Source organism: Sorangium sp. So ce119, assembly GCF_051524405.1.
Taxonomy (GTDB): domain Bacteria; phylum Myxococcota_A; class Polyangia; order Polyangiales; family Polyangiaceae; genus Sorangium; species Sorangium cellulosum_G.
Window position 1 is genome coordinate 1487747 of sequence record NZ_CP150310.1, and the last position, 21039, is coordinate 1508785.

17 protein-coding genes are annotated in these 21039 nt (G+C 72.0%); 6 read left to right on the top strand and 11 right to left on the bottom strand.

The window, feature by feature from the left end:
* The first annotated feature begins 122 nt into the window (after positions 1–122).
* On the top strand, positions 123–2171 hold the full coding sequence (locus WME76_RS05900) for a hypothetical protein (RefSeq protein ID WP_437959213.1): 2049 nt from the start codon (positions 123–125) through the stop codon (positions 2169–2171).
* Positions 2172–2264: 93 nt separating this feature from the next.
* Here WME76_RS05900 and WME76_RS05905 read toward each other — a convergent pair whose 3' ends face one another.
* The gene (locus WME76_RS05905; RefSeq protein ID WP_437959214.1) at positions 2265–3464 is read right to left on the bottom strand and encodes an acyl-CoA dehydrogenase family protein; all 1200 of its coding nucleotides are present in this window, start codon (positions 3462–3464) and stop codon (positions 2265–2267) included.
* 49 nt (positions 3465–3513) lie between these two features.
* Here WME76_RS05905 and WME76_RS05910 point away from each other — a divergent pair, with 49 nt between their 5' ends.
* On the top strand, positions 3514–4596 hold the full coding sequence (locus WME76_RS05910) for a phosphotransferase (RefSeq protein ID WP_437959215.1): 1083 nt from the start codon (positions 3514–3516) through the stop codon (positions 4594–4596).
* Positions 4597–4603: 7 nt separating this feature from the next.
* Here WME76_RS05910 and WME76_RS05915 read toward each other — a convergent pair whose 3' ends face one another.
* A complete protein-coding gene (locus WME76_RS05915; RefSeq protein ID WP_437959216.1) occupies positions 4604–5104 on the bottom strand; it encodes an SgcJ/EcaC family oxidoreductase in 501 nt (166 codons plus the stop codon).
* Between the two features lie 106 nt (positions 5105–5210).
* Between WME76_RS05915 and WME76_RS05920 the strand changes: the two genes are divergently transcribed.
* The gene (locus WME76_RS05920; protein ID WP_437959217.1) at positions 5211–5801 is read left to right on the top strand and encodes a MarR family winged helix-turn-helix transcriptional regulator; all 591 of its coding nucleotides are present in this window, start codon (positions 5211–5213) and stop codon (positions 5799–5801) included.
* A 262-nt stretch (positions 5802–6063) separates the two neighbouring features.
* Positions 6064–7521 (top strand): right-handed parallel beta-helix repeat-containing protein, encoded by a 1458-nt coding sequence (locus tag WME76_RS05925; protein WP_437959218.1) that lies wholly within the window; start codon positions 6064–6066, stop codon positions 7519–7521.
* Between the two features lie 255 nt (positions 7522–7776).
* Here WME76_RS05925 and WME76_RS05930 read toward each other — a convergent pair whose 3' ends face one another.
* The 4 genes from WME76_RS05930 to WME76_RS05945 form a co-directional block, all read right to left on the bottom strand.
* Positions 7777–9546 (bottom strand): CotH kinase family protein, encoded by a 1770-nt coding sequence (locus tag WME76_RS05930; RefSeq protein ID WP_437959219.1) that lies wholly within the window; start codon positions 9544–9546, stop codon positions 7777–7779.
* A gap of 291 nt (positions 9547–9837) precedes the next feature.
* On the bottom strand, positions 9838–10485 hold the full coding sequence (locus WME76_RS05935) for a hypothetical protein (RefSeq protein WP_437959220.1): 648 nt from the start codon (positions 10483–10485) through the stop codon (positions 9838–9840).
* Positions 10486–10682: 197 nt separating this feature from the next.
* Positions 10683–10913 (bottom strand): VF530 family DNA-binding protein, encoded by a 231-nt coding sequence (locus tag WME76_RS05940; RefSeq protein ID WP_437959221.1) that lies wholly within the window; start codon positions 10911–10913, stop codon positions 10683–10685.
* 103 nt (positions 10914–11016) lie between these two features.
* Complete coding sequence (locus WME76_RS05945; RefSeq protein ID WP_437959222.1) at positions 11017–11925, bottom strand: AraC family transcriptional regulator N-terminal domain-containing protein; 909 nt, start codon at positions 11923–11925, stop codon at positions 11017–11019.
* A 149-nt stretch (positions 11926–12074) separates the two neighbouring features.
* Here WME76_RS05945 and WME76_RS05950 point away from each other — a divergent pair, with 149 nt between their 5' ends.
* Positions 12075–12962, top strand: a complete 888-nt coding sequence (locus WME76_RS05950) for an SDR family oxidoreductase (RefSeq protein WP_437959223.1) — start codon at positions 12075–12077, stop codon at positions 12960–12962.
* 202 nt (positions 12963–13164) lie between these two features.
* Entirely contained in the window at positions 13165–14091 is a 927-nt protein-coding gene (locus WME76_RS05955) for a hypothetical protein (RefSeq protein WP_437959224.1), read from the top strand.
* Positions 14092–14151: 60 nt separating this feature from the next.
* Here the strand turns inward: WME76_RS05955 and WME76_RS05960 are convergent, their stop codons facing one another.
* From WME76_RS05960 to WME76_RS05980, 5 genes are all read right to left on the bottom strand, one after another.
* The gene (locus tag WME76_RS05960; protein WP_437959225.1) at positions 14152–14874 is read right to left on the bottom strand and encodes a hypothetical protein; all 723 of its coding nucleotides are present in this window, start codon (positions 14872–14874) and stop codon (positions 14152–14154) included.
* A 200-nt stretch (positions 14875–15074) separates the two neighbouring features.
* Positions 15075–16175, bottom strand: coding sequence for a S41 family peptidase (locus WME76_RS05965; protein WP_437959226.1), 1101 nt, complete (start codon positions 16173–16175; stop codon positions 15075–15077).
* 12 nt (positions 16176–16187) lie between these two features.
* Positions 16188–16865 carry a DUF3540 domain-containing protein gene (locus tag WME76_RS05970; RefSeq protein WP_437959227.1) on the bottom strand — a complete coding sequence of 226 codons (678 nt, stop codon included), beginning with the start codon at positions 16863–16865 and terminating at the stop codon, positions 16188–16190.
* 10 nt (positions 16866–16875) lie between these two features.
* The gene (locus WME76_RS05975; protein WP_437959228.1) at positions 16876–18612 is read right to left on the bottom strand and encodes a pentapeptide repeat-containing protein; all 1737 of its coding nucleotides are present in this window, start codon (positions 18610–18612) and stop codon (positions 16876–16878) included.
* Positions 18609–21038, bottom strand: a complete 2430-nt coding sequence (locus WME76_RS05980) for a DUF2169 domain-containing protein (RefSeq protein WP_437959229.1) — start codon at positions 21036–21038, stop codon at positions 18609–18611. Before WME76_RS05980 ends, WME76_RS05975 begins: the two co-directional genes overlap by 4 nt.
* Position 21039: the final 1 nt, after the last annotated feature.

The window sequence follows — 21039 nt, forward strand, 5'->3', positions numbered from 1 at the left end:
GGCCTTCGCGTCGGTGGGGTAAGCTAGCTGCCGCAGGAAGATCCTTAGTCCTTGGCAGGCGCGTCCCGGCTGGCTACGGTCTCGCGGTGCCCGCGAGGCCCACGAGGACCGCGCGATTCATCATGGGAGCCACCTTGTCAACGATCCTGGCCGCCTCCTGCGCCTCCAGCGCGCCGCGCGACAAGGCGCCGCCCGCGCCGCGGGCTCATGAGCTCCTGGCCTTCGAGCTGCATGAAGGCGACATTCGCAACCACTTCTTCCGTCGTGGCCATATCGCCGCTCATCTCCTGGTGACCTCGGGGGCGTTGCCGCGGCTGATCGTCGCTTTTCCGGCGGGGAACATGGGGATCGCGGTGTGGTTCGACGCGCCGCCGGCGCCTGTCGATCTCGCGGTCGAGGGGGGCCTCTCGGGCGTGGAGCGGCCCGACGGGATGCGCGGGGTCTCGGCGCTCCTCGTGAGCGCGGCGCCGGCGCTGCGCGCGCGCCGGCTGGTGCTCGGGAGCGTCCGCACGCTCCGCGACGTGGGCCGCGACGCCGAGCTTCCGGCCTGGCTGCGCAGCGACGTCGAGGCCGGCGCCGCTCCGGGCGGCGGGTCGATCGCCGCGCGGCGCACGACGGTGGACGGCGAGCACCACCTCGAGCTGCTCGTCGAGGCCGAGGACGGCACGACGGTCACGCTCGGGGCCGACGGGCAGATCGAGCTCGCGGCGGGGCCGCGGGGCCTGCGCGTCCGGGTGACGGCGCTCTCGGACGAGGCGCCGCTCACGCCGGTGCCCCTCGACGCGATCGTGAACGAGCGCGCCGCCGACGAGCCGCGCCACCGGCAGGCGCTCGCCTTTCTCACGTACCGCGAGAAGCTGCTCGCCGGGTCGTGGCGATTCCTCACGTACTTCGGCCGGGACACGCTGCTCGCGGTCCGGATGCTCCTGCCCGTCCTGGAGCCGGACGTCGTCGAGGCGGGGATTGGCTCGGTCCTCGATCGCCTGAGCCCGGCGGGGGAGGTCGCGCACGAGGAGGCGATCGGCGAGTACGCGGCGCTCCTTCGCCTGGCCGCGGACGGCGGCGGGCACGCGGCCCAGGGCAGCGGCGGGGCGCTGCGCGAGCCCATCCACGATTACAAGATGATCGACGACGATTTCCTCCTCGCGCCGGTCGCCGCCGAGTACCTCCTCGGCGCGCCCGGCCGCGAGCGCGCCGCGGCCTTCCTCGCGCGCCGCACGCCGCGCGGCGAGACGTACGCCGAGGCGCTCGCGCGGAACGTGTCGCTCGTGCTCCGCCTCGCCGCCCCGTTCGCCGAGACGGGGGATCCGAGGGCGCTGATCGCGCTCAAGCCGGGCGAGTCGGTGGGCGAGTGGCGCGACAGCGAGGAGGGGCTCGCGTTCGGCCGCATCCCGTACGACGTGAACGTCGCGCTCGTGCCCGCCGCCCTGCGCGCGTCGGCGCGGCTGCTCGCGAGCCCGCTGCTCGGCGCGGACGAGGAGGGCGCCCGTCGGGCAGAGCGGCTCGCGCGCGCGTGGAAGGACGCCGGCGTGTTCTTCCGGGTGGAGCTGCCGGAGGGCGAGGCGCGGCGGCGCGTCTCCGCCTATGCGGCGTCGGTGGGCGTCGACCCGGCGCCGGCGCTCGCGTCGCTCGCGGGGACGCTCTCGTTTCCGGCGCTCGCGCTCGACGGGGAGGGCAGGCCCATCCCGGTCATGCACTCCGACGACAGCTTCGTCCTGCTCTTCACGGATCCGCCGCCGGGCGCCCTCGAGGAGATCGCCGGCCGCCTGATCCGCCCGTTCCCGGCCGGCCTGCGGACGCCGGTGGGCGTCCTGGTGGCGAACCCCGCGTTCGCGCCGGACCCGGCGATCCAGCGGCTGTTCACGGCCGGCCATTACCACGGCACGGTCACCTGGTCGTGGCAGCAGGCGATGCTCGCCGCCGGCATCGACCGGCAGCTCGCGCGCGGCGATCTGTCGTCGACCCGCGCGCGGGCGGCGCTGGAGCAGGCGCGGCGCGCGCTCCGGGAGGTGATCCAGGCGTCGCGCGAGGCGAGCACGCAGGAGCTCTGGAGCTGGGCCGTCGAGGGCGGGCGCTACAAGCTGGTGCCGTTCGGCGCCGCGAGGTCGCACCACGACGAGTCGAACGCGGTGCAGCTCTGGAGCACGGTGTACCTCGCGGTGCGGCCGTGAGGGGCGCGCCCGGGCGGTGAGCGGGCGAGCGGGCTTGCGTGCCGCCCGCCGCGTCGCCGGGGCCGCGCGCTCGCGGCGCCGGCGGGCGCCCCCTCAGATCAGCGTCGTCAGCGCGCCGCGCAGGAAGTCGCGCGCGACGACGACGTCGTGGACCTCGTCCGGGCCGTCGGCGATGCGCGCGGCCCGGGCGAAGCGGTACCAGAGCGAGAACGGCATATCCTCGCTGTACCCGAGCGCGCCGTGCATCTGGATCGCGTCGTCGAGCACCTGGCAGAGGAGCCGCGCGACGTGGTTCTTCGCCATCGAGGAGTAGGGGCGCGCCTCCTTCTCCTTGCCTTGCTCGAGCATCGCCGCGCAGTGCAGCGTCATCAGGTTGCCGGCGTGGATGCTGGACGCCGCGTCGGCGATCTTCTTCTGGATCATCTGGTGGTGCGCGAGCGGCTTGCCGAAGCTCTCCCGCGTGAGGACGTAGTCGCGGCACATCGCGAGCGCGCGGTCGGCCCAGCCGAGCCAGCGCATGCAGTGCGTGAGGCGCGCCGGCACGAGGCGCCGCTGCGCGAGGAGGAAGCCCTCGCCGACGCCGCCGAGCACCGCGTCGTCGCCGACGCGCACCGCGTGGAAGCGGAGCTCGGCCTCGCGGTGCGCGAGCATCGGCGGGCTCATCACGGGGACATCGCGCACGTGCTCGACGCCCTCGGCGTGGCGATCGACGACGAACATCGTCGCGCCGGTGCGCGGATCGTCGGACGTCCGCGCCATCACGATGAGGAACGCCGCGTCGCCGCCGCCGGTCGTGTACCACTTGTGGCCGTCGATCACCCACCCGCCGTCGACCCGGGCCGCCTTCGTGCGCAGGTTCGACGGATCGGCGCCGGCGCCGGGGGCGGGCTCGGTCATCGAGAAGCCGCTCGTGATCTCGGCCCGGGCGAGCGGCGCGAGGTACCTCGCGCGGATCGCGGGCGAGCCCGCCTTGAGCAGCAGATCCATGTTGCCCTGATCCGGCGCGTCGCAGTTGAAGCAGGCCGCGCCGACCGGGGAGCGGCCCATCTCGCGGAAGAGCGCGCACATGCCCATGATCCCGAGCCCCAGCCCGCCGTGCTCCACGGGCAGGTGCGGGACGAACAGCCCCTCGGCCCGCGCGCGCTCGCGGAGCGCCGTCAGCGTGTCCTTCCGTCGCCCGCGATCCTCCTCGAGGATCGACGCCTCGCTCGGGATCACGTGCGCGTCGACGAACGCGCGCACGCGGCCGCGGAGCTCGGCCAGATCGGGAGGCAGATCGAAGGAGATCGTCACGGCCGCAGTATAGGAGGCCGGAGGGGCGCGTGATAGCGTCGGACGCGCGATGGCCCTGTCCCCGCCGACGAACGCACGCGCGCCCCGCGAGGCGCACCGGATCGACGAGGCGGCCCTCGGTCGCTGGCTCGCCGAGCACGTCGAGGGCTGCGCTGGAGCCACGGTGACGGTCGCCCAGTTCAAGGGCGGTCAGTCGAACCCGACGTACTGGCTGGGCGTCGAGGGCGGGGCGGGCGGAGATCTCGAGCTCGTCCTGCGAAAGAAGCCGCCCGGCCAGCTCCTTCCGTCCGCGCACGCCGTCGAGCGCGAGTACCGGATCCTGCGCGCCCTCCGCGCCACGGAGGTGCCCGTTCCGGATGCGCTCGCCCTCTGCGAGGACGGCGCGGTGATCGGCACGCCGTTCTTCATCATGCGGTATGCCGCCGGGCGGATCTTCTGGGATCCGACCCTGCCCGAGCTCGGGACGCCCGAGGATCGCCGCGCGGCCTATGCAGAGTACGTCCGTGTCCTCGCGGCGCTCCATCGCGTCGATCACGCCGCGGTGGGGCTCGCGGACTACGGCAAGATCGGCGGCTTCGTCGCGCGGCAGGTCGAGCGCTGGTCGAAGCAGTACGAGGCCTCGCGCACGGGCGAGGTGCCGGCGATGGAGGCGCTCATGCGCTGGCTGTCCGCGAACGTCCCGGCGCGGGACGAGACGACGCTCGTCCACGGCGACTACCGGATCGACAACCTCGTCTTCTCGTCCGGCCCTCGGCCCGCGGCGGTCGCCACGCTCGACTGGGAGCTCTCGACGCTCGGACATCCGTTGAGCGATCTCGCGTACGCCTGCATGGGCTACCGCATCAACCTCCCCGGCCGCGGCGGCCTCGCCGGGGTCGACGTCGCGCCGCTCGGGATCCCGACCGAGGACGAGATGGTCGCCTCTTACTGCGAGCTCACCGGCCGCGACGACATCGAGGCGTGGCCGTACTTCATGGCGTTCGGCATCTTCCGCCTCGCCGCGATCGCTCAGGGCGTCTACAGGCGCAGCCTGCAGGGCAACGCGAGCTCGGACGACGCGGGCGGCTACGGCGCGGCGGTGACGGTGCTCTCCGAGCTCGCCTGCGGGATCGCGGGGATCTCGCCGCGCTAGCGCCTCGTCACGCCGGGAGGGCCTCGGGGTGGCGCCTTCGCCACCAGGCGAGGCGAAGGCGCGTCACGGCCGCGAAGAGGCGCATGGCCAGGCTGTCGGCCGGGGGCAGGGGCTGCACCCGGGTGTTCTGGAACGACGCCACGCGCCAGCGCCCGTCGTCGCCCCGCACCACCACCAGCGTTTGCCGCGACCGACGGCTCGCGGGCGCCAGCTTCTGCCAGGGCCACAGCACCGCGCCGGTGCTGACGACCACGGCCGTGTCGGGGCCGAGGAAGCGCACGCGCTCGACCTCGCCGACCAGGCGGGTGCCGGCGAGCACGCCGGCGAAGAGCTCCTCGTGCACCCTGCGGTTCTCCTCGCGGCCGCGCAGCCACGAGCCGTCGAACGTCACGTAATCGGAGTCGGGCGTGTAAAACGCGTCGACGGCGCTCGCGCCCTCGCGCGCCCACGCCTCGCACAGGGCCTCGAACATGCGCCGAATGGCCGCCTCGTCGGTCGAACGATCCATGGTAACCCTCCTGGTAAGTAACTCTGTTAGTGAGTAAGATAATTACTGCGGCTTGTCAAGCCGGCGGCGGCTCGGCTAGAGTGCGGGCGGGTCGAGGCGAGAGGCGATGGCCGGGAAACGAGCGAGCGCGAAGGAGGTGAGCGAGCTGGTCGACAGCCTGGGCGACCGGCTGGGCCGCGAGCTGAGCACCCAGTCGGTGCTCTTTCACCAGGCGATCGCCGAGCGGCTGGGGCTGAAGGGCACCGACCACAAGTACCTCGACGTCCTCCGGCGCGCGGCGGAGGCGGGGCCGGTCACGCCGGGCGACCTGGTGCAGCTCACGGGGCTGACCTCGGGGGGGGTGACGGGGGTGCTCGACCGGCTGGAGGCGGCGGGGTTCGTGCGCCGCGTGAAGCACCCGAGCGATCGGCGGCAGCTCGTGATCGAGCCGGTCACCGAGCGCTACGCCGAGATCGGCGCGCTCTTCGCGCCGTTCCGCGAGCGCTGGGCGGTGCTCTGCGCGCGCTACTCGCTCGCCGAGCTGCGGCTCATCTGCGACTTCTTCGAGCAGGCGACAGCGCTGATGGCCGAGGAGATCGCCCGCATGCAGGCCCCGCCCGGGCCCGGAGCCGCCCCGGCGAGCGCCGCGCCGCGCCCCGGCGCGGGCGCCGCGCGCACCGCCGGGGCCGCGAAGGCGCGCCCGCGCCGGGCCCCCTGAAGCGCCCGCGGGGGCAGGCTCGCGGGGGACGCCGCCTCGCGCCGGACGGCGAGCTGCCGTCCGTACGCTGCGCAGCTGTACGATCCTTGCGCAAGATCCGGTGATCGGCCCGAGCCGGCGAGGTGCCTTTGCGGCCATCGCCTCGGCGTCCTCTCGCGACGGCCTGCATGGCCGCCAGCTTGCAATGTCCTCGCGTGGAAGCACCCGGCGCCCGCCGGGGACGCGACTTCAACGTGACAGGCCACATCGAGGACAACGACTCATGAACCGATCGCATGGACACAAGACGCCGCACACGACGCATCGCCTCGCTCCCAGCGGCATCCTGCTGCTCGCCGTCGGGCTCTCTCCCGCGTGCGCCGCGCAACCCGTTCCCGACGAGTCCGGCGCGGACGCGCTGCGGTCCGAACTCGCCGCGGTGGTCGGGCCGTGCGGTGAGCGCTCGAGCGGCAAGATCATCACCGTCGCTCCCTCGGGCGGCGATCACCGGACGATCCAGGCCGGCCTCGACGCGGCGGCCGCGGGCGACACCGTGCTCGTGAAGGCGGGCACCTACAACGAGAAGGTCTCCTTCAGGAGGGGCGGCACGGCCGCGGCCGGTTGCCTCTCCCTGCAGGGCGAGGAAGGCGCGATCCTCGACGGGGCCGGCAAGGACGGCGTCGGGATCGACATCGCCAGCAAGAACTACATCCGGGTCGCCGGCATGACGGTGCAGAACTTCAAGGGCGCTGACACGCCGATCGGCATCGGCGTGAGCGGGAGCTCGAGCTTCCTCGAGATCCGCGACAACGTCGTGCACCACATCGAGAGCGCCGAGGACGCCCACGGCATCGCCCTCTATGGCACGTCCTCGACGCCGATGACGGACATCCTCATCGACGGCAACGAGATCCGGGACTGCAAGCTCGGCTCGAGCGAGTCGCTGGTCCTCAACGGCAACGTCACGAACTTCGTGGTCTCGCGCAACACGATCCACGACAACGACAACATCGGCATCGACTTCATCGGCTTCGAGGGCCACGGCCCGGCGGGCTCGGATCAGGCGCGGAACGGCGTCTGCGTGGACAACATCGTCTACAACATCACCTCGGCGCGGAACCCCGCGTACGACGGCGAGCGGTCGGCCGACGGCATCTACGTCGACGGGGGCAGGGACATCGTCATCGAACGGAACAAGGTCGACAGCAGCGACATCGGGATCGAAGTCGCCAGCGAGAACCGGGGCAGGACCACCAGCAACATCACCGTGCGGAACAACTTCGTGTCGCGGAGCTACCAGGGCAACATCATGATCGGCGGCTACGCCACCAACGTGGGCAACGCCGCCAACATCTCGGTGCTCAACAACACGCTTTACCAGGCCGCCGGCGGCGAGATCATCCTCCAGAACAACTCGGACGGCGTCGTCATCCAGAACAACATCCTGTACGCCACGGCGGGCAACGACTACGTGAGCAGCGGCAGCAACAACAGGAACGTGCGCCTCGACAACAACATCTACTTCGGCGCGAGCTCGCGCTCGGCAGGCGACTTCACCGACCAGCGCGCGAGGTTCGTCGACCCGCGGCTGGTCGGGCCCCCGTCCGACCTCCACCTGGCGAGCGGCTCACCGGCCATCGAGGCAGGCGTCGATCTGGGCGACAAGAGCGGAGCGTCCGACATCGACGGCGACCCGCGGACGCGCGGCGCGCGCATCGACATCGGCGCCGACGAGCGCTGACCGGGAGATCTCCGTGCCCGGGGGCGCGGCCGCGCGGCGCCGACGGATCGACCTCGCCGGCATCCCGGCGTCGCCGCGCGCGCGCCCGCAGCTGGGACACAGAACAGGTCGAAACCCCGAGAAAACGAACCACAGAGGGCACAGAGGGCACAGAGGGCACAGAGTTTCTCTTTGTTGTTCCTCTGTGTCCTCTGTGCCTCTGTGGTTCGAATCTCTTCATTCCTGAGCGCTTCGAGCTGATCGGCGCTCTAGCTGTCAGTCCTCCGGGGCACCGCCGACACCGGCGCCGCCCGCGCCTCCGCCGCCCGCGGCTCCACCGCCCGCACCGGCGGCGCCGCCGCCCGCGTCTCCGCCGCCTGCGCCGGCCCCGCCCGGGTCCCCGCCGGCGCCAGCTCCGCCTCCGCCGCCCGGGGCTCCACCGCCCACACCGGCTCCGCCCACGCCAACGCCGCCCCAGCCGCAGTCCTGGGGATAGCCGCACCAGCCACCGCAATCGACCGTGGGGGGCATGCAGAGCTGCGGCTGCTCACGGTTCATCTCCAGCTCCACCGGCAGGACCTCGAGGTGCTCGGTGATCCAGGCGTCCAGCAGCTCGTATCGCTCCTCGTCGCCCGGACGGAGCATGCCCTCGTCCGACAGCTGCTCGTAGATCTCCTTCAGCACCGCGTTCGGGTCCACCGCGGCGAAGTCCTCGATCACGTCCTCGCACGCCGCGATCGTGTCGGCCCAGCAGGCCGGGTCGCTCTGGCATCCGCGCGCCAGCGAGTTCGAGCCGGGCAGCGGGACCTGCGGATACCAGCTCTGCCCGAGGCTGATGTCGACCGAGTACGGCAGGTACTGGAACAGGCCGTCGGCCCGCTCGACCAGCACGACATTGTTGCTGTTGTGAAGCGCGTCGTCTCCGGTGCCGAGCACCCACGACAGGCACTGAAACCGGTGGAAGGCGGGCCAGTCGATCCAGCCCGTGAGCGCCGCCTTGAAGCCCTCGCCGTGCGGCGTCTCGATGACCGCCTCCTCGAGCTCCTTGGCGCGGGTGTTGTCGCACTCCTTGAGCTGGCAGCTCCCTGGGTCGTCGAAGACGCTGACGCCCATCGGGATCACGTCGATCGGGCGCGGGATCCCGCCCCCCGGCATGTCGCCGGCGAAATCTCCGACGAACTCCCACATGTTGGCGCAGCCGCCGCCGAGCCTGCTCTCGCTGCGCTTGCAGAACGCCTTCTTGTAGCGCTCGACCACGATGTAGGGAATGGACACGTCCGCGCCCCACACGTTGCTCGATACCCAGGCGTAGCTGGTCAGGGGGGCCGGATAACCGAGGCGATCATAGAGCTCGAGCGTGAGGCGCTCGCGGAAGATGCTGCCGACCTGGCCGTTGTTGAAGCGCACGTGCTCGAAGCCGCCGAGCCGCTGCTTCTCGACGAACTCGTCCGCGTCGATGTTGAGGTTGGGGATGGTGCGCTTCGTCCAGGGCCGGTGCGTCGACTGTCCGACGACCCCCACCTGGACCTTGCCGTAGTCGGCCGTCTTGCCCTCGGGGCCGGCCGTCGTCACCCACAGATGATCCACATAGGACGCGTCCTCCCCGGTCGGTGAGTAGATGTCGCCGAACTCTCGTATGGGGATCCCGACGCCGCCGTTCCCTTCGTTCATGAGCTCGAGCTGCTCGTCCGACACAGCGAACCAGTAGCGGTTACCGACGGTACCGAAGACGTCGAGCGCGAGCTCGGCCACCTCGGTGTCCGCAACGGGCGCTCCCGGGTACTCTTCTGCAGGCGCGCCGCCGTCTCCGCCGGCGCCGCCGTCTCCGCCGGTCCCGCCGGTCCCGCCAGTCCCGCTGGTGTCGCCGGCCCCCCCGGCACCGCCGTCCCCGATCGTGTAATAATAATTATAGTGGTTGTCCGGCGCGTCGGCGCAGCCCGCCAGGAAGGCGGCAGACGGGACGGCGAGGAGGGCGAGCAGGGAGACCGCTCGCGTGCGGGACGACCAGAGCCGAAGAGAACGAGGAGACGGTAGCTGATTGGACATGCGCGTGACCTTTCCGCGACACGCCCACTGCAAAAATCGTACCGTCCACGTCAGAAATCTAAACTGCCGCCGCGCCGATGTCCTGGCGCCCGATCCGCCGTGCAGGCCCGGTGAGATCGTGAGGAGCTCACCCCTCTCGCCCCCCGGAGCGCGGACTCGCGGTCGGCGCCCGTCATGACACGGGGATCAGAGCCTGGCACACGCTCCTGGATCCGCGTCGTCTGTGCCAGCGTGGATCGAGGCGCACCTCGCGGCGGTCGGCTCGACACAGCCATCGCCGAGTCAGGCGCATCAGCGCATCTTGTAGAGCGCCGAGCCCACGGCCACGAACCATGCGGTGAACAGCACATGGCAGAAGAGCACGGGGACGGGCCCGATGAGGTATGGATACGCGCCAACGACATCGGCCACGCTCGTCGCGATCCCGAGATACGCGACCCACCGCCCGTAGCCCCCGCGCCTCATCACCAGGCTGAGCACGAGCGTCGCGGCTCCGAGCAGGATACCGGTCGCGTGCAGGCCACCGTAGTAGACGGCGATGACGAGCGCCGCCACGTCCGGCGTGCCGATGCGTATGCCGTAAACAGGGTAGACCAGGCGACCGTGAACGATGCACAGGACGGCCATGACCGGCGCCGCCACCGCCATGAGCCCGCAGGCCGCGCCCGCGGCGGCCTTGTCGGTGTCAGCGAGGCTCGTGTACAGGGCGATGGCGGCCGGCACCATGAGCATCCCCGCGAAGAACAGCGCCTCGTTGGCGATGGCGAGGAGGGTCGACCGCGAGGCGATCCATGCGAGGATCTCCGCGCCGCTCGAGGGAGGCGGACCCGCGACGAGGTCGAGGCAGCCCCTCAGGAGAGACAGAAGGCCGCTGGCGACGAGCGCCGCGCCCCCGAGCTTGTAGATCCCTTTCCGTCGACGCGGCGTGGTCGATCCCATCGTGCGGTGTACCCTGCGCGGGAGCGAGGTGGAACATGTCGAGGACCATGCCTGCGAGCCCCGCGAGCTGTGGCGTGAACGCGGTCCCTTCGTTGCCTGGACAGGTCGTTGATACAGCGTCACTTTCCCGGGAGGAAGGGGCTCGACGATCGCTGCGGCGCGTCAAGGCCGTTGTCCTCCGGGGGTCGACGCCGGGGTCACGGGCCGGGCTTGGCTCTGTCCCGCAGGTAAAGCGCCTCCACCTGCTGCCGGGCCCACGGGGTCCGTCGCAGGAATTGCAGGCTCGATTTGATGCTGGGATCGTACTTGAAGCAGCGAATGTCGATCATGCGCCCGAGCTGCTCCCAGCCGTGCTGCGCGACCAGGTGCTCGAGGATCATCTGGAGCGTGACGCCGTGAAGAGGATTGTTGGGCTGGTGCTGGGTCATATCGATGCTCTGGGGGGATCGTCCCGGAGGGCCGGCGTGAGCCCGCGGTGTAGCACGTCGCGCGGCGGCCGCCGCACCCGGGTCCGCCGCGCGCGCACGCCGGCTACATGTCCTGAACGACCGCGGCCGTCTGCTTCAGCGCGCGGGTGTCGCGCAGCGGCGAATCGCCGAACATGCGCGAATACTCGCGGCTGAACTGCGAGGCGCTCGTGTAGCCGACGCGGAACGCCGAGGCCTCGGCGCCCGCGCCCTCTTCGACCATCAGGCGGCGCGCCTCGAGCAGGCGCAGGCGCTTCTGGTACTGAAGCGGGCTCATCGCGGTGGCCTCCTTGAACCGCTTGAAGAACGCCGCCCGGCTCATCCCTGCGGCGCGCGCGAGCGCGGCGATATCGACGTCCTCGGCGAGCGACGCCTGCAGGTGATGGACCGCCTCGGCGATGCGGTGCGCCTGGCTGCCCGCGCGCACGAGCTGGCGGATCGCCGGGCCGTCGGGGCCTTTCAGCAGGTGAAAGATCAGCTCCTTCCTCACGAGCGGCGCGAGCACGGTCGCGTCGTCGGGCGTCACGAGCAGCGCGGCGAGCCGGGTCGCCGCGTCGAGCATACGGTCGCTCGCCTTGCCGATGAAGATGGCGCGCCCCGGGTGCTCGAGGGGATCCGGCCGCGCGCGGTCGAGCTGCGCCGCGACCTCGCGCAGCGCGACCGCATCGAAGTCCATCTTCAGGCACAAGAGCGGCTGCGCCGGCGACACGCCCGCGACCCGGCTCGTGACCGGCAGGTCGATCGGGCTGACGATGTAGTGCGGCTCGCGCTCGCGATAGACCTGCCCCTCGAGAAGGATCTCCTTCGTGCCCTGTACGACGATGCAGAACGACGCGCGCCAGTGCCGCTTCGCGCGTTGCTGCGGGCGCGATACTTTGATGCAAGAAATTCCGGGCACCGGCGAGGCGTTCACGCCGTCGCTGGGGCACCACCGCGCGATGAGGTCCTTCAGTTTGTCGCGCCCGGGGATCACGGTGGCAGCCTAGCCCCGTGTAGACGATCGGGCAAGAACTGGAGACGGCCGTGTATTTCGCGTCCGCCGCGGCGGTGCCATGGTGGATCGCGAACCAAGGAGTGGATCGCGAACCAAGGAGTGGATCGCGAACCAAGGAGAGGTTTTCCATGCGTATCTTCCTCACGGGAGCCAGCGGCTTCATCGGCTCTGCCATCGTCCCCGAGCTCGTCCGCGCCGGCCACCGCGTGCTCGGCCTCGCGCGCTCGGACAGGTCCGCCGAGAGGCTCGCCGCCGCCGGCGTCGACGTGCAACGCGGCTCGCTCACGGATCTCGACAGCCTGCGCCGCGGCGCCGCCGCCTGCGATGGGGTGATCCATTGCGCGTTCTCCCACGACGACTTCAACGACTACGCCGGCAATTGCGAGAAGGACCGCGGCGCGATCGAGGCGCTCGGCAGCGCGCTCGCAGGATCCGAACGCCCGCTCGTCATCACCTCCGGCTCCGCTCGCTTCACGCCGGGCCGCGTCCTCACCGAGGACGAGACGGCCGACGCGTCGACCGCTGGCCCGCGGGCCGCCTCCGAGCAACTCGCCTTCTCGTTCGCGAGCCGCGGCGTGCGCGTGTCCTCGCTGCGGCTGCCGCCCTCGGTCCACGGCGATGGCGACCACGGGTTCGTCCCGATGCTGATCGACATCGCGCGCAAGACCGGGCGCTCCGGGTACATCGGTGACGGCGAGAACCGGTGGCCCGCGGTGCATCGGCTCGACGCCGCGCGGCTGTTCGTCCTCGCGCTCGAGAAGGCGCCGGCCGGCGCGCGGCTCCACGCGGTCGGCGACGAGGGGATCCCGACCCGCGACATCGCCGGCGCGATCGGCCGCAAGCTGGGCCTGCCGGTCGAGTCGGTCCCGACGGAGCACTTCGGCTGGCTCGGCGCGTTCTTCGCGCTCGACACCCCCGCGTCGAGCGCGCTCACGCAGGCGCGGTTCGGCTGGAAGCCCGAGCAGGCGGGCCTGCTCGCCGACCTCGAGCACGGCACGTACTTCGCGGGAACATAGCTGAGCTCTGACGAGCGTCGCCGGCGGGCTCCGTTGCGATCGCGCTGCCGCTCACGCCGCCGTACCTACCGTTCGTCGCGGCGATCGCCCCGCCCGGCCGATGGCGAGGGCGCGCGCCGCGCGCCGGTGGCACGGGTTGAGCGTCGCCCCCCACGGCGGCGCGCACGGAGCGCCCGCGGCGAGGGGCATGGAGATGCACGTCGTGAAGAACAAGCAGAGGAGTCCCTGGTTCTGGACAGGATGCTCGCGCGCTGCCGCGCTCGGCGCGCTCGCCCTTCTGGGGTTGCAGCCCGCGTGCGGCGACGACGGCGACGCGAGCGGCGCAGGCGCGGCGAGCGGCACCAGCGTCGGCACGGCGGGTGGCGGAGGAGCCCAAGACGGCTCGGGCGGCTCCGGCGGCTCGGGCGGCTCGGGCGGCTCGGCGGGGCAGGGGGGTGGCGCGCCCGCCTCGGAGCCGAACCCCTTGGCGGCGCCGCTGGTCGACTCGCTGACGCGGGCGCTGTCCGACGGCGACGAAGCGACGCTGGCGGCGCACCTCGGGCCGGAGGCGTTCTACGTCGACGCGCAGGGGCGGAGCGACGCGGCCGACGCGCCCCGAGCGCTGCTCGACGGCGGGCCCTGGATCATCGAATCCAGGGTCGACTCACACCACGACGTGTTCCGCGTGCAGGTGCGGCGAAACGACGAGACGAGCGTGCTCTTCGGCGCCGTCGGGGACGATGGACTGGCCTCCTGGCTCGCGCTCGCCGCTCCGCCGCCCTCCGATCCGGCGTCGACCTCACCGGTGATCCGTGCGTACCAGCAAGCGTGGATGGAAGGGGAGGAGGAGGAGCGCGCGGCGCTGCTCGAGCAGTGCTGGGCGGACGGCGCGCGCTACGTCGATCCGACCGCCGACGTCACGGGGCGGCCCGGCCTCGACGGGACCATCGCGGCGTTCCAGTCGGCTCTACCGGGGGCGACCCTCGTACCGACCAGCGGGGCGCTCGAGGCGCACGGCCTCGTGCACTTTCTCTGGCGCATCGAGGGCGCTGGCATGCCGCCGCTCGACGGGATGGATGTGGGCTTCGTCGATGGAGCGGGCGCTCTCACGTCGATCGCAGGGTTCTTCGGACCTCTCTCGCCGCCTTGAATCCTCTCACGGCCACGAGATCCGAGCTCTCTTGCCCGTCGAGCCAGCGGGTCGTCCTCGTCAGCGAGGGCTGCACTGCACGACGCAGATGGCCGAGGCGCCCTTCGCGCGCGCGCTCGCCTCGCACGAGCGCTTCGCTTGCTGTGATGCCATGAAGCGGTCTTTCCCTCCGCCGTTGCCGAACACCATCTGGTAGTTGCAGGCGCCCGCGAAGCCGCAGACGCGCACGGAAGCGCTCGCCGTGCACCACCAGGACGCTCCGCCCGTCGCGCTTCCGCTGCTGGAACCTTCGGCCGCGGCGCCGTCGCCCGGGGAGGTCCGCCGTCCGCCCGGCGCGGCGGCGGGCGCCTCGCCGGTCCGGTCGTCGCTGTCGGGCGACAGGGCATCGCCCGCAGCGCGGTCGCCGCTCGACGGGTCAGCGCCCGCCACCTCGTCGGCCTCCAGGTCGGGGCGAAGCGGGGTATTCGTCTGCAGCGGCGGGGGCGCGGGCGAGGCGCCGTTCGCCGTCTTCACGCCGGAAGGCTCGCTCTCCTCGGCCTCGACGACGGCGTGCTCCGGCGTCGCGCTCGCCATCAGGTACGCGACGCCGCCGAGCACGACGAGGGCGCCCACGCCGAGCGCGAACATCCCGCCCACGACGGCGAGCACGATCACGAGCGGCGACACGCCCGGCTTCGGGCGCGGCGGAGGGGGCGGCGGCGGAGGGTAGTAGTAAGGCGGCGGCTGCTGAGGAGTGTGATGCGGCGGCGGGGGACGGTACTGAGGATGCCCGGGACCGAACATCCCGCAGTCGTAGCGCAGTTGAGCCTTTCGCGCTGCGTGCGACAATCGCCCACGCTGTCGGTGAATGCGTGATCCCGCGGCGAGCGAGCTCGGATCGCCAGGATGCCGCGCGCTCGCGGGCGACGCGCGCGCCGGGGAACCAGGGTGTCGACGGAAGGCCTCTGTCGCGTAGCCCGTCTCCGGCGACGGCCATCAACCGTTCATCCGGGCGCCCCTGCCGAGGCGCGGTGGCGCTCCGCGCTTCTCCTGGCGAAGAACGCCGCCAGCGACGGCTGCTCCCCGTCGGCCTCGATCTCCTCGCTCCCCCCCAGCGCGACGTCCGGCCGCACCCCCGTCGCCTGGATCGACTCTCCGCCCGGCAGGAGCACCATGGCCGCCCCTGCGAGCACCGCGCGTCCGTCGTCGGGATCCGCCGTGACCTTCAGCGCCATCCCCTTGCCGTAGGTGCGCTCCCCGGCGACGAGCGCCCGCCCGTGCCACTGCAGGCAGCCGGCGAACAGCTCCGCCGCCGACGCCGTGCCGCGATCCACAAGGACCCACAGCGGCGCGCGGCACGGATCCCGGTGGCTCGACCGGTACACGGTCTCGTCGCCGTCCGCGTCGATCGCCCGCGCGAGCACGCTCCCCGGCTCCAGGAAGTCGCCCGCGAGCTCGAGGCACGCGGTGAGCTCCCCGCCGGGGTTGCCGCGCAGATCCAGGACGAGCGTCTCCAGCCCTTCCGCCTCGAGCGCGCGCAGCGCCGTGTGGACCCGGGCCGGCACGTCCAGCGAGAACCTCTGGATGCGCATGTACCCGACCCCCGGCGCGAGCAAGGCGCTCTCGACGGGCGACGTGCTCCCGCAGGGGTGGAGCGACGCGAGCAGCGCGTCGACGTCGGCCAGCGCCGGGGCGCCGACGGGCCGGGCGCCGGCCGCGCTCCCCGCGTTGTACATGATGAAGACGTTCGTCACGCTCGGCAGCACCTGGATGCCGATGAAGCAGTTGAAGTTGTTGCCGACCCTCGGACAGAGGAGCGATACCGCGGCGAAGAAGTTGATGAAGACCCGCACGTTGCCGAAGATGTACCGCCCTTGCCCCATGAACGTCGGGTGCAGCGTGCCCGCCTGATCGCCCGTCGTCAGGAACGAGAACGACGCCACGAACAGCGCGGCCATCATCGAGAACCACACGTTGAACGAGAAAGGGAAATTCATCCCGTTCGGGTGCATGTTCGGGAAGGGGAACAGCCCGAACACAGGAGACAGGCACACGTCCGGAAAACCGGCGCTCAGGCCGGCACCCTTGTTGTTCGCAGGGAGCATCGCGCTGGCCTCCTAGCCCAAGAGGATCTGCTTGCCGTTCACCGTGACCGTCTCCTCGGTCAGGATCGTGGCGTTCTTCGCCTTCGTGAACGCGGTCTTCTCCACGACCGTGTGCGACTCGCTGGCCTGCACGCTCAGGAGCGCGCTCACCCGCTGGTACACCGACGTGAACTTCTGGACCACGGCGTCGGCCACCATCCGGATCTTGCCCGCCTGCACCTCGAGCTCCGGCCCCCGGATCTCGACCCCCCGGTCTCCGGACAGCGAGAGCGCGCCCTCCCTGGCGTGCACCGCCACGTCGCCCTGGAGCGACAGGACCGTCCGCCCCCGCCCGTGCAGCACGCCGATTCCATAGTAGCTCTCCCCGCGGCCGATCACGAGCAGCGTGTCCCCGAGCGCAGGCTCGTACGGCAGCGCGAGCGCCATCGCGACGGCGACCGGCTGGCCGCCCGGCAGCTCCACGGCGACAGCGCCCGCTTCCAGCGCGGTGACGCGGGCCGGGCCCAGGTACTCCCCCGGCAGCGCGGCGACGTCGCCGGCCTGGCCCGCGCCGCCCGGCGCCTCGGCCCTCGCCAGGCCGATCCTGGGCACGTCCGCGCCGCGCGCTCGCCTCTCGAGATCCTCGTCGCCCGGCGCGTCCACCCGCACGGCGGCCCCGCGATCGCTCTCCTTCATGGCTCCCATCGACATGGCTCCTCCTCTACGAGCGCCGCTCGGGCGGCATCCAGGCCTCGGCCTCCAGCCGATCGACGTCCGTGCGCCTCGCCGTGGCGAGGTTGGCGTCGAGATATCGTGTCTTCTCGTCGCGGACGTGGTGCAGGTTCGCCCAGGTGAGGTCCGCGCCGCTGAAGTCGGCGCCCGAGATGTCCGCGTGAGACAGATCGGCGTAATGCGCCTTCACGCCCACGAACAGCGCCCCGGCCGCGCGGATCTCGTGCATCACCGTCTCCCGGATGTCGGCCCCCGCGAGGTTCGTTCCGGTGAGATCGGCCTTCATGAAGAGCGCGTTGCGGAGCATCGCCTTCGTCAGCCCGGCGCCGGCGAGCACGGCCTCGCCGAAGAAGGCGGTCTTCGCCATCGCGCCCGACAGCGAGGCCTGCCGCAGGTTCGCGCGCCTGAAGTTCGAGTTCGTCAGGATGGCGCCGTCGAGCCGCGTCCGCTCCAGGTTGCACTCGGTGAAGTCGCAGTTCGACAGGTTGCACCCCGACAGGTCCATCCCCGAGAGGTCCCCGAGCGCGAAGAAGCACCGCGAGATGGTCAGTCCGGCGAGCGACGTGCGGGTCAGGTCCACGCCGGAGAAGTCCACGCAATCGAAGATCGCCTTGTCGAAGCGGATGCCCTCCACGCGCGCGGACCTGAGCGTCGCCTGCGAGACGAGCGCGCGCGTCAGGTCGGCGCCCGCCAGGTTCGCCCCCTCCAGCACGCAGCGCACGATCCTCGACCCGGACAGGTTGGCGCCGGAGAGATCGGCCTCGGTGAAGACCACCATCTCGAGGTCCTTGCCCGACAGATCCGCGCCCGGCAGCCGCGCCCTGTACAGCATGCACGACTTCAGCGTCGCGCCCCGGAAGTCCGCGCCGGTGAGATCGCAGTTCGCGAGCGTCGTCTGGTCGAGCGTCGCCCCCCGGAAGCTCGCGCCCCGGAGGTTCGCGCCCTGGAGCGACGACAGCGTGAGGTTCGCGTTCTCGAAGCTCACCCCCGCGAAGTCCATCTCCTCCAGCGCCGCGCCCTCGAGGTTCGCCCCGGAGAGGTCGAGCCGGCCGAGCCGCGCGCCGTCGAACACCGTCTTCTTCAGCTTCTTCGGGAGCACGGCGTCGCGGAGATCGGCCTTCAGGAGCACCACCGTGTCGAGCTCGGCGCCCGAGAGATCGGCCCGCCGGAGGTCCGCCTCGGCGAACGACGAGCCCTCGATCCGCGCCCCCGAGAGCGACGCGCCCTCGAGGTTCGCCCGCGTGAACGAGCTCTGCGACACGGTCGCGCCGTCGAGCGCCGCGCCCGACATGTCGGCGAGGTCGAGCCGCGCGCCGGCGATGACCGCCCCGGAGAGCTCCGCGCCGGCCAGCCGCGACTCGGCGAGGTTCGCCCCCTGGATCTGCGCGCCGGTCAGGTTCGCGCCGGCGAGCCGGCCCCGCACCAGGCTGGCGCCAGCGAGGTTCGCGCCGGACAGGTTCGCGCCCGAGAGATCGCTCTCGACGACGACGGCCCCCTCCAGGTCGGCGCCCGAAAGATCCGCGCCGCCGAGCGCGCACCAGGCGAGCTCCGCGCCGCGGAGATCGGCGCCCGACAGATCCGCGCCGTCCAGCAGCAGCCGGCCGAGCTTCGCGCCGCGCAGCCGGGCCTTGCGGAGGCCGGCGCCCCGCAGGTCCATCTCGCCGATCGTCCTGCCGTCGAGCGGCTCGCCCGCCTCGACCAGCGCCTTCAGCTCGTCCGGGGTCATCGATCCCGCTCCAGGGTCGACTTCTTCAGGTTCGCCCCCCGGAAATCACAGCCGGATCCCGAGGTCTCGTAGAATTTTGCATCGTAGAGGTTCGCGTCGACGAACTTCGCCTCCGGGACCCGCGCCCTGAGCAGGTCCGCGTCGAACAGGTTCGCCCGCGTGAAGTCGGCGCGCGTGAGGTCGGCCCGGTCGAACCGGGCGCCCCGCATGTTGGCCCCGAAGAAGCTCGCGCCCTCGGCCGTGGCCTCCGTGAAGTGGGCGCCCGTCAGCACGGCGAGGCTGAGATCCGCGCCGGTGAGGGTCGCGCCCAGCCACACGCTCCCTTCGCCCCGCGCGCGCGCGAACACCGCCTGGGTCAGGTCGGAGCCGGCGAAGCTCGTGCCGTCGAGGGTGGCGCCCGCGAACGTGGCGGAGGTCGCCCTGACCTTCGACACGAAGCACCGCGTGAGCGAGGCCTGCGACAGGTCCGCGCGCTCCAGCACCGTGCCCTCCAGGAAGGCCACCGTCCACGTCGCCCCGCGCGCGATGGCCCCCGTCATGTCCGCCCTCGAGAAGATGAGCTGCGACCCCTGCGTGTTCGAGAGATCGGCCTCCATGAGCCGCGCGCCGTCGAACGAGGTGCTCTCCAGCGTGGCGCCGCGGAAGACGGCGCGCTCTGCCCACGCGCTTTGCAGTGTGGCGAGGCTCAGGTCCGCGTCCGTGAAGTCCGCCTCCCGCACGTCGGCGTCGAACAGCACGGCCTGCTTCAGGATGGCGCGCGTGAGCCTGGCGCCCCGGAGGTTGGCGCCCGTGAGGATGGCGCCGGTGAGGTTCGCGCCGGTCAGGTCGCGGCCGCTCAGGTCCTGCTCGCTGAGGTCCTGGTCGCTGAGATCGCTCCCCGGCCCGATCTGCCCGGGCGGCCGCGGCGGGGCCGTGGAGAGGCCCAGCGACGCGAGCTTCGGATCCCCGGCGAGCTTGTCCCACGCCGCGAGCCCCGGGACCTGCGCCCCGCGCGCGACAGCGAGCGACTTCGCCTCCTCCACGGCCCGCGCGACGCGGCGGAAGGCCGTCCGGAGCGCCGCGTCCGTCACCATGGGCGACGCCTCGGCGCTCATCGGCGCCAGGGCCTGCGACGCCTTCGGCAGGTGGCGCAGCGCCTCGGCGATGACGCCGCCGAGGACCTTCCCCCCCGGCACCGCGACGCCCGCGAGCGCCGCCATCGCCCGACGGATCCTGTCCTGCTGCGGCTTCGCGACGTCGCCGAGCCGCGCCTTGAGCAGCGCCGACAGCGGGTCGAGCCCCTCCGCGCCGGCCGGCGGCGCCGCGTCGTCGCCCTTCTTCTGCAACGCCTGCAGCGCCCGCCATTCCTCCTTGAGCTCCGGCGTGAGCTGCTCCTCGATCTCGAGCGGATCGGCCTCGAACCGCGCGAGGATCTCGCGGTAGTGCGCCTCGGGCAGCGCCGGCCCGTCGAGCGGCTCGGAGGCGACGAGCGTGGTGACGCGCGAGAGGTCGTCGTCGGTCACCTCCGTGAGGCCGCGCCACGTGAGGAACAGGGCCCCCTTGTCGAGGTCGGCGAGCAGCGTGTCGAGGTGCATCGGCACCTCCCGGAACCCGCGCTCCGCGTCGTTCGCGAACACGCGGATCCGGAGGCCCGGCAGCTTCGACCGGAAGACCTCCGCGTCGGGGTGGAGGTTCTGGAACAGGAGATCCTCGTCGCCGCGCAGGTACGGGAGCCACTGGTCGGGCCGGGCCGCGTTGAAGAACGTCCAGTCGAAGTCGTCGGCGTAGTACGGCGCGCGCTTCTCGCGGTACGCCTTGCCGTAGTTCTTCCCGACCCTCGCGCGCCGATCGGGCCGGTTCGGCGACAGGGGCCCGAACCCCGCGGGCGCCGGCCGATCCGAGCGCGACAGCAGCAGATCGTCCGCGCCCTCGACGTTGGGGAGCTCGCGCGTCCCGTGGCCCCTGCCCACCGGGTTCAGCGGGTGCCCGGGCCCGCCGAAGCTGCGCCGGTCGCCGAGGGGCATCCGGTCGAACGGCACCGCGTCGCTCATGGCGGGCCCGAGCAGGCCATCCATCCACACGCGGTCGCCGACCACGCGCAGGATCTTCGACCAGGACCCGACGCCGAACCGCACCGGGCACTCGGTCATGCGCGCCTTGCCCGGCGTGTGGCACGTGCCCAGCAGCATCACGTCGGCGTGCGGCTTGAAGTCCACGAGATCGCTCGGGTACAGGCACTCGCCGGTCTGGTCGTGATCGTCGTCGTGGAACACGTCGCCGCGCAGCGTCTCCTGCGCGAGCACCGGGTGGCCCTCGGGCAAGGCGAGCGGCGCTCCGGGCTCGAGGACGAATTTCGCCCGGACGATCAGGGTCATCTCCGGCTGGGGCGGCCTCCGCGAGGTGACCTTGCTGCCGAAGAGAAACGGGGTGAGGTTCTTGTTCGCCATC